This window comes from Streptomyces caelestis (genome assembly GCF_001279005.1).
In the GTDB taxonomy this organism is placed as follows: domain Bacteria; phylum Actinomycetota; class Actinomycetes; order Streptomycetales; family Streptomycetaceae; genus Streptomyces; species Streptomyces heliomycini.
In genome coordinates, this window is record NZ_LGCN01000198.1 from 58,112 (window position 1) to 70,523 (window position 12,412).

Sequence of the window (12,412 nt, forward strand, 5' to 3'; positions counted from 1 at the left end):
GGCCGCCCGGGTCAGTCGGCCGTCGGCTGGAGCGTCTCCCGCGCCTTCGGCAGGATGTTCCTGATGTAGTCCTCGACGGCCGTGTCGAGGCCGATGTCGTGCTGCGCCCGCTCGGACAGGTACCAGCGGTGCTCCAGGAGTTCGTGGTAGATCTCCGCGGCGTCCATCGGGCCGCGCAGCTCCGGCGGCACGGACCGCACGGTGGGCCGGAAGACCTCGCGCACCCAGCGGTGGGCGAGGACCTCCGGGCGGGCGCCGAGGGGGTCGCCGGGGGCGTAGTCGTCCTGGGTGGCCATCCAGCTCTCCAGGTCGTTCAGCAGCCGCCTGGCCTGGTTCTCCTCGGCGTCCAGGCCGGTCAGGCGCAGCAGCTGCCGCTGGTGGTGGCCGGCGTCGACGACCTTGGGCACGAAGGTGACCGTGTCGCCGTTGGAGGCGTGCTCGATCTGCATCTCGGCCACGTCGAAACCGAGGTCGTTCAGCCGGCGGATGCGGCGCTCGATGTAGTGGTGCTTTCCCGCCGGGTAGACGGAGGTGCGGGTCAGCTCCTGCCACAGGCCCTGGTAACGGGCGCAGATCTCGGTGCCGAACTCGATCGGGTCGACGGAGGGGTGCAGCGCCCCGGACGCCTCCAGGTCGAGCAGCTCGCCGCTGATGTTGACCCGCGCGAGATCGAGGTCGTACTCGCGCTGGCCGACGCTCAGTTCCGGGTGCAGGTCCCCGGTCTCGGCGTCCACCAGGTAGGCGGCGTAGGCGCCCGCGTCGCGCCGGAACAGCGTGTTGGACAGAGAGCAGTCGCCCCACGCGAACCCGGCCAGGTGCAGCCGCACCAGGAGCACGGCGAGCGCGTCCATCAGCCGGTGCATGGTCGCCGGGCGCAGCGTCGTCTCGAACATCGACCGGTACGGCATGGAGCCGCCGAGGTGACGGGTGATCAGGACGCTCTCCAGCGGTTCCCCGGCGGGGTCGGTGCGGCCGGTGACCACGGCGAGCGGGTCCACCGCCGGGATGCCGATCCGGTCCAGGTCGCGCAGCAGTTCGTACTCGCGCAGCGCGGGCCGCCGGGCGAGCTCCTTCACCGCGATCACCTCGTCGCCGGCGCGCGCGTAGCGCACCACGTGCCGGGAGATGCCGCGCGGCAGCGGCACCAGGTACTCCTTCGGCCACTCCTCCAGCGGCAGGTGCCACGGCAGTTCCAACAGGAGCGCGGGATGCTCCGGGTTGGTGGCGTTGATCTGCAGTGCCATGGCGGGGGTGTCCTCGTCTCGTGGGCGGTCGTCACCTCACCCTATTGCGCGCGTTCCCGCGCCAGCCGGGCGGCGTCCCGTACGGGCCCCTCGTGCAGCGGGCCGTGCCCGGGCAGCAGCAGGCCGCCGTCCAGTTCGGCCAGGACGTCCAGCGAGGCGACGGCGGTGGCCCGCTCGTGGTGGAACATGTCCGTCAGCATCTGCGGTCCCCGGGTCCGCGAGGTGGGATGGCCGCTCACCAGGGCGTCGCCCGACACCACCACCCCGGTGTGCGGGAAGTGGAACGCGCAGTGCCCGGCGGTGTGGCCGGGCGTGTGCACGGGCACGGGCCGGCCCGGCAGGTCGAGCGGACCGGGACCGGACTGCGGGAACGCCTCGGGCGCGGTGACCGCCACGTCCGCCGTCCCGCCGGAGCGCAGGGCGTGCGCCGCCCAGGGCAGCACGCCCGGCCGCCAGCCGTTGCGCAACACCTGCCCGATGGTCACCTGGTGCAGGAAGTCCCGCCGGGCGTGCGGGACTTCGGCCTCATGGGTGTAGACGGGGGTGCCGTACGCGGCGCTCAGGTACTGGGCGGATCCCAGGTGATCGCTGTGGGCGTGCGTGATCAGCACGGCCGTCACCGACTCCGGCGGACTCCCCACCTCGGCCAGGGAGGCGAGCAGCCCCTCGCGGTCGCCGGGGTAGCCGGTGTCGATCAGCGTGACGGCGTCCCCCTCGGTCAGGATCACCCAGTTGGTGTTCGTCCCGTGCACCAGGTAGGTGCCCTCCGCGACGTGCCGGACGGTTGCTCGCATGGTCGTTCCGCGTTCCAGTCGTTCGGGCCGTTCCTGCCGGACGGGAGAAGGAAAGCAGATCACGGCGCGGACGCGGGCGGCGGGCCCGGCCGTGGCGGCGTGTCCACGACGAGCGCGCCCGGACGCATCCCGAACAGGAACCGGGTCACCGCCCACCTGCGCACCCCGTACTCGTACAGCGCGAGGACCGCCGTCAGCGAGGCGGCCACGATCACCGCGTACGTGACGGCCATGGGCGCGGACCGTCCGACCACGCCGTAGGCGCAGGCGACCACGACCGGCTGGTGCAGCACGTACAGCGGCAGGGCGGCGGGGGAGAGGTAGGCCAGGACCCCGCTCCGGCCGGCGCCCGCGCGCGGGCGCCCCGGCCGGTCCAGCAGGCCGAGGACCGCGACCGTCCAGCACCAGCCGGCCGCCCCGAACAGCGCCCGGGTCGCCAGCGCGGACGGGGTCCACGCGGTGAACGGTTCGTCCCCGGCGACGAAACCGGGCGCGGTCCCGGCGAACAGCACCACACCCAGCACGCCCACGGGGACCGCCGCGCGGCGCATGGGCTCGCGGACCCGCTCGTCGTCCGCGAGGGCGAAGCCGTACCCGAAGAAGAGCAGGTAGGCCCAGCGGTTCCAGCCCGCGTAACCCTCCTCCATGCCCAGCAGCGCGTTGACGGCGGCGAGCGGCAGGGCGGGCAGCAGGAGCAGCGCCGGCCGCCGTCGCAGCGCCGGCGCCACGCGGTCGGCCCCGGCCGCCAGCCGGGCGGCGACCGGGGCGAGCAGCAGGCAGAAGGCGAGCAGCAGGACGACGAACCACAGGTGCCCGGTCTCGAAGTGATCGCCCTCCAGGACGAAGGGGAAGTCGGCGGGGTCCGGCCGCACGGACAGGAAGCGCGCCCAGAACCGCCCGTACGGCTCGTCGTACCCGGGGTCGGCGGCGCGCAGCCGCAGCCACTGGGGGAGGGGGCACAGCACGACCGTCGCGAAGACCAGCGGGACGCCCAGGCGCAGCAGCCGTTCCCGGGCGAACCCGCCGGGCCCCCGGCGGCGGATCGAGTGCCGGGCGCCGAGACCGGCGACGAGGAACAGCACGGGCATGGCCCACACCACGCCGAACCCGGCGAGGACGGTGACGGCGTCCGTCGTCTCCGCGTTCTTGACGTAGAAGTCGTCGTCCGGGGAGAAGACGAGGGCGGCGTGGAAGAAGACCAGCCCGACGACGACCAGGGCGCGCAGCACGTCCAGTTCGCCGCGCCGGCCGGCCCGCTCCACTCGCCCCGTGTCCGCGCCCATCGGCCCCTCCCCGTCCGGGTGCGGCCCAGTGTGGGGGAGCGGGGGCGGGGAGGACAGGCTTCCGGCGCGTCGGACCCGGCGGGACCGTGGCGCGAACTCCGCCGCTCCCGGGCCTTCCGATACACCGGTGCATCGGATACGTTCCCGTATCGAATCGAACGGAGGGGCGGCCATGACGGCGGGCGGCAGGGCGGGGCGCGTCACCGGGCGCCGTCTGCGCACGCGCGCGAACCTGCTCGAAGCCGCGTTCTCCGTCTTCGCCGCCAAGGGCTTCGGACACGTCTCGATCGAGGAGGTCTGCGAGGCAGCCGGGTACACCAGGGGCGCCTTCTACTCCAACTTCGCCGGCCTGGACGAACTGTTCTTCGCCCTGTACACGCGGCGCGCCGAACTGATCGCCGAGCAGGTCGCCGGGGCCCTCGCCCAGGACGGACCCGACCTCGACGTGCCCGCCGCAGTGGACCGCGTCACCGAGGTCCTGCTCCTCGACCGCGACTGGCTGCTGGTGAAGACCGACTTCCTGGTGCACGCCGCCCGCGACCCGGAGGTGGCGCGCGCCCTGCTGGAGCACCGGACGCGGTTGCGCAGGGCCGTCGCGGACCGGCTCGCCCGGGCCCGCGGCCACACCGGGCTGCCCGCCGTGCTCGGCGACGCCGAGGGCGCCGCGCACGCCGTGATCGCCGCCTACGACGGCGTCACCACCCGCCTGCTGCTGGACCGGGACGTCGCGGGCGCCCGGGCCTGGCTGAAGCAACTGCTGACCGCGCTGCTCACCGGATAACAGGAAGGGACGGTCGCCATGGATGCCGACGTCATCGTCGTCGGAGCGGGACTCGCGGGCCTCGTCGCGGCCCACGAGCTGACCGCCAGGGGCCGCAGGGTCGCCCTGGTCGACCAGGAGAACGCCGCCAACCTCGGCGGCCAGGCCTTCTGGTCCTTCGGCGGGCTGTTCCTCGTCGGCTCGCCGGAGCAGCGGCGCCTGGGCGTCAAGGACACCTTCGACCTCGCCTGGAACGACTGGCGGGGCAGCGCGGGCTTCGACCGGCTCGACGACGAGGACAGCTGGGCGGTGCGCTGGGCGAGGGCCTACGTCGAGTGGGCGGCGGGGGAGAAGCGGTCCTGGCTGGACGGCCACGGCATCACCTTCCTGCCCACGGTCGGCTGGGCCGAGCGCGGCGACCTCCGCGCGGACGGTCACGGCAACACCGTGCCCCGCTTCCACATCGCCTGGGGCACCGGGACCGGCGTCGTCGCCCCCTTCGTCCGGTACGCCCGGCGGGCCGTGGGCGACGGACTGCTCACCTTCCACCACCGCCACCGGGTCGACGAACTCGTCGTCGAGGACGGCACCGCGCGCGGGGTGCGCGGCACCGTGCTGGCCGAGGACGACGCACCGCGCGGGGTCGCCTCCAGCCGCGAGAGGATCGGCGAGTTCGAACTCACCGCCCAGGCCGTGATCGTCACCAGCGGCGGCATCGGCGCCGACCACGACATGGTCCGGCGCCACTGGCCCGAGCGGCTGGGCACCCCGCCCCGCGCGATGGTCACCGGAGTGCCGGCCTACGTCGACGGGCGGATGCTCGACATCAGCGCCCGCGCGGGCGTGCGCCTGGTCAACCGGGACCGCATGTGGCACTACACCGAGGGACTGCGGAACTGGGACCCGGTCTGGCCCGGACACGGCATCCGCATCCTGCCCGGGCCGTCCTCGATGTGGTTCGACGCCCTCGGCCGCCGTCTGCCCGACCCCTGTCTGCCCGGCTACGACACCCTCGGCACGCTGAAGCACCTGCGCACCACCGGCGACATCGCCCGCCACGACCACTCCTGGTTCGTCCTCACCCAGAAGATCATCGAGAAGGAGTTCGCCCTCTCGGGCTCCGAGCAGAACCCCGACATCACCGCCAAGGACCGGGCCGGCTTCCTGCGCACCCGCCTGCTCGGCAAGGGCGCCCCCGGGCCGGTGGACGCGTTCCTGCGCAAGGGCGCCGACTTCGTGACCGCCCCGACCGTCGAGCAGCTCGTCGAGAAGATGAACGCCCTCACCGACGAACCCCTGCTCGACGCGGCCGCCGTACGCCGTCAGATCGAGGCCCGCGACCTGCAGATGGACAACGCGTACAGCAAGGACGCCCAGGTGCAGGGCATCCGCAACGCCCGCCGCTACATCGGCGACCGCCTCGGCCGCGTCGCCACCCCGCACCGCATCCTCGACCCCGCGGCCGGCCCGCTGATCGGCGTCAAGCTGCACGTCCTCACCCGCAAGACCCTCGGCGGGATCCAGACCGACCTGGACTCCCGCGCGCTGGGCGCCGACGGCCGGCCGGTCGAGGGGCTGTACGCGGCCGGCGAGGTGGCGGGCTTCGGCGGCGGCGGTCTCCACGGCTACAACGCCCTGGAGGGCACCTTCCTCGGCGGCTGCCTCTTCTCCGGCCGGGCGGCCGGACGGGCGGCGGCCGCACAGACGGCGTAGGGCACGCGGCCCGCCCCTCAGTCCTCCAGGAGGCGGGCCAGCACCGCCGCGTGACCGGTCCCAGGGCTCCTGGCGGCGGTCAGCAGGGTGACCGGGCCGCTCCCGGCGAGCTCACGGACGTGGTCCAGGAGTCCGGCGGCCTCCGGAGCGGAGAGTTCCGCCTCGTAGCGCTCGCGGAACTCCTCGTACGGCCGGTCGGCGGCGTGGTACCAGCGGCGCAGTTCCGCGGAGGGGGTCAGCCCCTTGGGCCACTCGTCCACCCGCGCCGCGTCCTTCGCCAGACCGCGCGGCCACAGCCGGTCGACCAGGACCCGGACGCCGTCGTCCGGCTCGGGCGGTTCGTAGACACGGCGCACACGCACGCTCATGGTTCGGTCCCTTCCGGTGACGTGGACCACCGCGCCGCACCGGCCGCCGAACGCCCCGCGCGGGGCTCCGGCGACCCGGCCGGACGCTCCCGCGGCTAGCCGGAGGAGCGCCGGGCGGCGATGCGGCGCTTCAGGGCGCGGCGTTCCGTCTCGCTCGTACCGCCCCACACCCCGAGGGACTGCCCCGTGTCCAGCGCCCACTGAAGGCACTGCTCCTGCACGGGGCAGCGTCGGCACACGGCCTTGGCCTGTTCCGTCTGCATCAGGGCGGGGCCGGTGGTGCCGATCGGGAAGAAGAGGTCGGGGTCCTCGGTCCTGCAGGCCGCACGGCTGCGCCAGTTGTCCATCGAGAGTCACCTGCGATCGGTCTGGGTACGGACAGACGCCCTTATGGGCGCCTTGCTCCTTTCGGGTGACCTGTCGACGGGCGGTGAAACAACGTGACGCCGTGCGAGCGGTCATTGTTCGCGCAGCCCCCAGGGCGAGCCGTACGCGGTCAGCAGCTCCAGGAACGGTCCCGCGGGGAACGCCTCCGGACCGAGCACGCCCGTGCCCGACCAGGCGCCGGTGGCCAGCAGTTCGAGGGCGACGACGGGATTGACGGCGGTCTGCCACACCACGGCCTGGCAGCCGTACTCGGCCATGGACCACTGGTTGTCGACCACGTGGTACAGGTACACCTCGCGCGGCGCCCCGTCCTTCACGCCCCGCACCCAGGTGCCGGCGCAGGTCTTGCCGTGCATCCGCCCGCCCAGCGTCGCCGGGTCGGGCAGACAGGCGGCCACCACGTCCCTGGGGGAGACCCGCACCGGGCCCTGCGGGCCGGGCACGGTCACCGGCTCGGTGCGGTCCAGTCCCAGCAGGCGCAGCGTCCTGAGCGTGTCGATGAACTCGCGGCCCAGGCCGTACTTGAAGGTCACCCGGCGGGCGTCGACCCAGCGCGGGACGAGCAGCACCTCCTCGTGCTCGACGTTCACGCACTCCACCGGGCCGATGCCCTCGGGGAAGTCGAACACCTCCGGTTCGCTGAAGGGTTCGGTGGTGAACCAGCCGCGGTCCCTCTCGTAGACCACGGGCGGGTTGAGGCACTCCTCGATGGTGGTCCAGATGCTGAAGGACGGCGCGAAGTCGTAGCCGTCCACCGTGAGGTTCGCGCCGTCGCGGACGCCGATCTCCTCGATCACGTCGAAGAGCTCGTCGGCGGCGTACCGGGCGAACACGTCCGAGAGCCCCGGCTCCACCCCCATGCCGACCAGGGCCAGCGCACCGGACCGCGCCCACTCCCCGGACCGCGCGAACTGCTCGTCGCCGAGCTTGACCCCGCACTCCTCGTACGGCCGCTCGGCGTGCGGCCGGGACAGCGACATCGCCATGTCGACATAGGTGGCGCCGGCGCGGCGCGCGGCGCGGAACAGCGGCATCACGAACCGCGGGTCGGTGGCGTTGAGCAGGACGTCGCAACCGTGCCGTGCGAGCAGCGCGGTCACCCCGTCCTCGTCGCCGGCGTCCACCCGCTCGGCGTGGAACCGGGCGCCCTCCGCACCGAGCGCGGCGACCGCCGCCTCGGCCCGGGCGGGGTCGTGGTCGGCGACGACCATCCGGTCGAAGAACGGCCGCCGGGCCGCGATCCGGGTGACGGCGGTCCCCACGCCGCCGGCTCCCACGAGCAGTACACGCATGATGGAGCACTCCCTTTCTGCCTCGTGGATCCTCCTGGATCCGGGGTGTGTGCACGGGGCCCCGGGCGGAGATACAACGCCTCACGACGACATAAGGTCAATGGCGTTGGCATAAGAACGCGAGGAGACGGTGATGCCGAAACGCGTGGTCCCCGAGGAGCGGCGACGGCGCCGCAGGCCGACGAAGAGCGGCCGGGTGCTGTCCGAGACGCTGATCGTCGAGACGGCGCTCCGCCTGCTGCGCGAGCACGGCGGCGCGGGCCTGACCGCCCGCCGGCTCGGCCTCGCCCTGGACTGCGATCCGAGCACCCTCTACCGCTACTTCCGCGGCATGGACGAGCTGACCCTCGCCATCGGGGACGCGCTGATCGGCCGGGCGCTGCACGGCTGGCGCCCCACGGGACGGTGGCGCGCCGACCTGCGGGCCGTCGGGCTGCGCATCCACGCCGCCTATGTGTCGCACCCGCAGGCCGCCGTCCTCACGGCGAGCCGGGTCTCCGGCCGGGCGAACGAACTGGCGGCCGACGAGGCGGTGCTGGACGTGCTGCGCACCGCGGGCTTCCCGCTGCCGGAGACGGTCCGCGTCTACCACGCCTTCATCGACACCACACTGGCCTTCGCCGCCCTCGACGCCGCTTCCCTGGCGCTGCCCGGCGCCGCGCGCCGCGCCGACGAGGAGATGTGGCGCTCCACCTACGCCCGCCTGCCCGCCGCCACCCACCCCCGCATCGCCGAGGCCGCGCCCCTGCTGGCCACCCGCATGGTCACCAGCGCCTACCCGACGGCCCTGGACATGCTCCTGGAGAGCGCCGGGAACGTCCTGGCCCAGGGGGTGTCGTCCGGATCGGGCCGACTCCGGTGAGCGGCGCCCCGCAGCCCCGGCAACCGGCGACGACGCGGCGGTGGGGCCCCTCCCGCGCAGGGGCCCCCGCTCGAGCGAAGCCGGGAGTGGGGGAGGAGCCGGGCGTGGGGGAGCGGTGCCGGGGCCCGCGACCCCGGCGGGACCCGAACGGCGCTCCCTAGCGCCGCAGGGCCCGCGCCGCCGCTTCCGTGACCGCGCCGGCCACCGCCGCCAGCGCGGGGGAGTCCAGCTTCCACTGCTGCCAGTACAGGGAGACGTCGACCTCCCGGTCCGGGGCGAACACCGTGAGGCGGCCGGTCCGGAGCAGGGGGTCGGCCTGGGCCTCGGGGACCATGCCCCAGCCCAGGCCCGCGGCGACGGCCTCGACGAAGCCCTCCGAGGTCGGCACGTAGTGGCGCAGCGCGCTCGCCTCGGCGTGCCCGCGCGTGAGCCGGCGCACGAAGCCGTCCTGGAAGTCGTCCTTCCGGTCGAACACCACCACGGGCGCCCCGGGCAGCGCCTCCCGCAGCGGTCCCGCGAGATGCCGTACGGCGAACTCCGGGTCCGCCACCGGGAGGTAGCGCATCCGCCCCAGATGCCGCACGGAGCAGCCCGGCACCGCGTCCGGCGACGAGGTCACCGCGGCCATCACCGTCCCCTCCCGCAGCAGCGCCGCCGTATGGGCCTCGTCCTCCCGGCGCAGCTCGAAACGGAGCCGCGAATCGGCCGGCAGGCGGGTGAGGGCCCCCAGGAACCAGGTCGCCAGCGAGTCCGCGTTCACCGCCACCGACACCCGGGTCGGCTCCCCGGCCCCGCTCAGCCCCAGCTCGGCGTACGCGTCCCGTTCCAGCCTGCCCACCTGCCGGGCGAGCCTGACCAGCACCTCGCCCGACTCGGTCGGCCGCACCGGTTTGGTGCGCAGCAGCAGCACCCGCCCCGTGCGCTGCTCCAGCGCCTTCACCCGCTGGCTCACCGCCGAGGGCGTGACGTGCAGCGCGGCCGCCGCCGCGTCGAACGTCCCCTCGTCCACCACGGCGAGCAGGGTCCGTACCTGGTCCAGCGGAAGATCCGTCATCACGGCAGCTAAGGGTACGTAAGAATCCTTAGCTGTACTGCAGGGCCCTCCCGCCCGTAGCGTCCTTCGCATGACCAGCGCCCTCACCACCGCCGCCGCCGGATTCGGCACCGGCCTCTCCCTCATCGTCGCCATCGGCGCCCAGAACGCCTTCGTCCTGCGCCAGGGCGTCCGCCGTGACGCGGTACTCGCCGTCGTCGGCATCTGCGCCCTGTCCGACGCGGCGCTCATCGCCCTCGGGGTCGGCGGGGTCGGCGCGGTGGTCGTGGCCTGGCCCGGCGCGCTGACGGCGGTCGGCTGGATCGGCGGCGCGTTCCTGCTCGGCTACGGCGCCCTGGCCGCCCGCCGGGTGCTGCGCCCGGCCGCCGCCGGACTGGAGACGGAGGGCGAGGCGGCGACCTCACGGCGCCGCGCCGTGCTCACCTGCCTCGCGATGACCTGGCTCAACCCGCACGTCTACCTCGACACGGTGTTCCTGCTGGGCTCGGTCGCCGCCGATCACGGCCCGCTGCGCTGGACCTTCGGTCTGGGCGCGGTACTGGCCAGCGTCTGCTGGTTCGCGGCGCTCGGCTTCGGCGCCCGCCTGCTGAGCCGCTTCCTGTCCCGGCCCACCGCCTGGCGTGTCCTGGACGGCCTGGTCGCCGCCACCATGATCGTCCTCGGTCTCACGCTGATCGCCGGAGCCTGACGCCGCCGCCCGGTGCGCCGCGGCGCCCGCGCCGCTGCGCACCGGGCGCGGGGCCGCTCTACAGCGCCCCGCTGCGCCGGTGCATCGTGTACTGCTCCATCAACTGGCCGCGCGTCGTCTCCAGCCGGTGGGCGAGCACCTCGGCGACACTGCGCACCAGGGCCATCCCGAGCGGCGGGTCCTCCTCGCAGAGCCGGAGCACGGCCGCCGCGTCGAACTCGTAGGCGCGCACCGGGCTGAAGGCCACGGCGCCGAAGTCCCACCGGTGGGGCGGGAACAGCCAGGACCAGCCCAGCAGATCACCCGTGCCGAGGCCGGCGACGGTCACCCGGCGCAGGTCGTTCACCCGCTGGTCCAGCGAGACCGCGCCGGAGCGGATCACCCAGAACCGGTCGGCGACGCCCCCCGACTCGAAGATCCGGGTGTCCTCGGGGAAGGACACCTCCCGCGCCAGTGCCATCAGGCGCTCGCGCTGCGGCGGGGGAAGGGCGGTCAGGAGTTTGATCGCTTTGGTCATGGCGCGGGGCTCCTCGCCGGGCATTCGGTTCCGGTGCTTTCCCTACGTTCATTTCAGCCGCTGCGGCCGTTCGGGGCACCTCGGCGGACACGAGAAGTCCGGTTCCTGTGCGCCGGCCCCGGCCGGGCAGGAAAAAGCCCTGGCTGGACGGGGGAAGCCAGCCAGGGCCGCAAGCGGTGGTGTCCGGAGGACGGGGGGCGACTCCGCCACCACGTATGAATGAACGATAAACCATTCCGACGGCGCTCAAGCAATCGGGGCGGGTGACCTGTTTCACTGGTCTCAGCCGGCGCGCTCGTCCACCACCCGGACCGTGTCCAGCCCGGGATCCGACGGGTCCGGCAGGTGCATGCCCGCGGCCGGCCCCGGCCGTGACCGACCGTCATGCGCCCCGGGTGCCCGGGGCCGGCCGACGCCAACCCGCTGGGCCCGCCCTCCGGTTCAGCCCTCCGCCGCGTGCCTGCCCGGCGTCAGGATCTCGTCCAGCACCCGCAGCACCACCCCGTAGGCCACCCCGCGCACCTCGGCGTCGCGCGCCGCTCCGGGATCGCCGGTGCCCGCCCGCCCCAGTTCCTCGCCCCGGGCCCGCCAGGCCCGCTCCTCCTGCGCCGCGCAGGCCCGTGCCCGCTGGATGCGCCGCATCAGTTCGTCCGAATCCACCACGTCGGTCATACCGTCCGCGTACCCCCGTGCGCCGATCGGACGACAGGCAGGGCGACAGGTGTGCGGAGAACGAACGGGAGGTTTGCCGGTACCGGGACAGGTGAGCCGAAAAGGGAGGTCCGAGGCGCTATCCGCCCATTCCGTCACCGATCAGGAGTCGCGCGATGTATGAGGAGCACACGACCGAACCCCTCGAAGCGCCCGGCGTGCGCCGGGCCGCATCCCCCTGCCCGTGCCGTCCGGCCGAGGTCCGCGAGGCCGTCGTGCGAGCGGTGTCCGAACGCTGCCGGGTCACTCATACCCCCTGCGACGCCGAAGCCCTGGAGGACGCCCTGCTGGTCGCCTCCGAACTCACCACCAACGCCATGCTGCACGGCGGCGGGATCACCGACTTCCAGGTCGACGTGAGCGGTCCCGGAGTGCGTCTGTCGGTGAGCGACCGCAGCGACGAGCTCCCCGTCGTCGTGCCGCCGGCCGACCGGCAGGGACGCCGCCGTCCGGGCGGTCACGGCTGGCCCATCGTGTGCCGGCTCTCCCGCGACGTCCGGGTGTCCGACCTGCCCGCCGGCGGCAAGTGCATCACCGCCGTGGTGCCCCTGCCCTGACCGGCCGCGACGGGCCCCGGCACATCGTGCGAAGAAGCGGAGTTTGTTCCACCGGTGAGGGGGCAATCGGAGGTTCGTGCTTCGGACCGGAGGCGCGCCAGCGGGAGTGGCACGACTGCTGTGGACCCTCCGGGCGTCCCGGCGGCGGCCCTCCCGCGGTAGATCCCTGAAACCACCGTTCG

The 12,412-nt window shown here is 73.9% G+C and carries 14 protein-coding genes; 5 read left to right on the plus strand and 9 right to left on the minus strand.

Annotated features, from left to right (window positions below):
- Positions 1-11: 11 nt before the first annotated feature.
- Genes ADK41_RS19850 through ADK41_RS19860 form a run of 3 tightly spaced genes read right to left on the minus strand, consistent with a single transcriptional unit; the run spans position 12 to position 3,321 of the window.
- Positions 12-1,244, minus strand: coding sequence for a DUF4032 domain-containing protein (locus tag ADK41_RS19850; RefSeq protein WP_030832136.1), 1,233 nt, complete (start codon positions 1,242-1,244; stop codon positions 12-14).
- Positions 1,245-1,285: 41 nt separating this feature from the next.
- Complete coding sequence (locus ADK41_RS19855; RefSeq protein ID WP_030832138.1) at positions 1,286-2,038, minus strand: MBL fold metallo-hydrolase; 753 nt, start codon at positions 2,036-2,038, stop codon at positions 1,286-1,288.
- A 59-nt stretch (positions 2,039-2,097) separates the two neighbouring features.
- Positions 2,098-3,321 (minus strand): acyltransferase family protein, encoded by a 1,224-nt coding sequence (locus tag ADK41_RS19860; RefSeq protein WP_030832139.1) that lies wholly within the window; start codon positions 3,319-3,321, stop codon positions 2,098-2,100.
- A 172-nt stretch (positions 3,322-3,493) separates the two neighbouring features.
- Here ADK41_RS19860 and ADK41_RS19865 point away from each other — a divergent pair, with 172 nt between their 5' ends.
- Together ADK41_RS19865 and ADK41_RS19870 are read left to right on the plus strand one after the other, a co-directional pair.
- A complete protein-coding gene (locus tag ADK41_RS19865) occupies positions 3,494-4,102 on the plus strand; it encodes a TetR/AcrR family transcriptional regulator (RefSeq protein ID WP_030832140.1) in 609 nt (202 codons plus the stop codon).
- Between the two features lie 18 nt (positions 4,103-4,120).
- Positions 4,121-5,794, plus strand: a complete 1,674-nt coding sequence (locus ADK41_RS19870; protein WP_030832142.1) for an FAD-binding dehydrogenase — start codon at positions 4,121-4,123, stop codon at positions 5,792-5,794.
- A 17-nt stretch (positions 5,795-5,811) separates the two neighbouring features.
- On the opposite strand, the gene ADK41_RS19875 is transcribed toward ADK41_RS19870, so the two are convergent.
- The 3 genes from ADK41_RS19875 to ADK41_RS19885 all read right to left on the minus strand — a co-directional run bounded on the left by ADK41_RS19875 (position 5,812) and on the right by ADK41_RS19885 (position 7,841).
- Entirely contained in the window at positions 5,812-6,162 is a 351-nt protein-coding gene (locus tag ADK41_RS19875; RefSeq protein ID WP_030832145.1) for a DUF488 domain-containing protein, read from the minus strand.
- Between the two features lie 95 nt (positions 6,163-6,257).
- A complete protein-coding gene (locus ADK41_RS19880) occupies positions 6,258-6,509 on the minus strand; it encodes a WhiB family transcriptional regulator (RefSeq protein WP_030832148.1) in 252 nt (83 codons plus the stop codon).
- Between the two features lie 111 nt (positions 6,510-6,620).
- Positions 6,621-7,841, minus strand: coding sequence for a saccharopine dehydrogenase family protein (locus ADK41_RS19885; RefSeq protein ID WP_030832151.1), 1,221 nt, complete (start codon positions 7,839-7,841; stop codon positions 6,621-6,623).
- A gap of 133 nt (positions 7,842-7,974) precedes the next feature.
- On the opposite strand from ADK41_RS19885, the gene ADK41_RS19890 reads away from it, so the two are divergent.
- A complete protein-coding gene (locus tag ADK41_RS19890; RefSeq protein WP_030832155.1) occupies positions 7,975-8,703 on the plus strand; it encodes a TetR/AcrR family transcriptional regulator in 729 nt (242 codons plus the stop codon).
- Positions 8,704-8,860: 157 nt separating this feature from the next.
- Here ADK41_RS19890 and ADK41_RS19895 read toward each other — a convergent pair whose 3' ends face one another.
- A complete protein-coding gene (locus tag ADK41_RS19895; RefSeq protein WP_030832158.1) occupies positions 8,861-9,757 on the minus strand; it encodes a LysR family transcriptional regulator ArgP in 897 nt (298 codons plus the stop codon).
- Between the two features lie 70 nt (positions 9,758-9,827).
- Here ADK41_RS19895 and ADK41_RS19900 point away from each other — a divergent pair, with 70 nt between their 5' ends.
- Positions 9,828-10,445 (plus strand): LysE/ArgO family amino acid transporter, encoded by a 618-nt coding sequence (locus tag ADK41_RS19900; RefSeq protein ID WP_030832161.1) that lies wholly within the window; start codon positions 9,828-9,830, stop codon positions 10,443-10,445.
- Positions 10,446-10,503: 58 nt separating this feature from the next.
- Here the strand turns inward: ADK41_RS19900 and ADK41_RS19905 are convergent, their stop codons facing one another.
- The gene (locus ADK41_RS19905; protein WP_030832164.1) at positions 10,504-10,962 is read right to left on the minus strand and encodes a cyclic nucleotide-binding domain-containing protein; all 459 of its coding nucleotides are present in this window, start codon (positions 10,960-10,962) and stop codon (positions 10,504-10,506) included.
- 441 nt (positions 10,963-11,403) lie between these two features.
- The gene (locus ADK41_RS19910; protein WP_030832166.1) at positions 11,404-11,634 is read right to left on the minus strand and encodes a hypothetical protein; all 231 of its coding nucleotides are present in this window, start codon (positions 11,632-11,634) and stop codon (positions 11,404-11,406) included.
- A gap of 155 nt (positions 11,635-11,789) precedes the next feature.
- Here ADK41_RS19910 and ADK41_RS19915 point away from each other — a divergent pair, with 155 nt between their 5' ends.
- Positions 11,790-12,230, plus strand: coding sequence for an ATP-binding protein (locus ADK41_RS19915; RefSeq protein WP_030832176.1), 441 nt, complete (start codon positions 11,790-11,792; stop codon positions 12,228-12,230).
- The last annotated feature ends 182 nt before the right edge of the window (positions 12,231-12,412 follow it).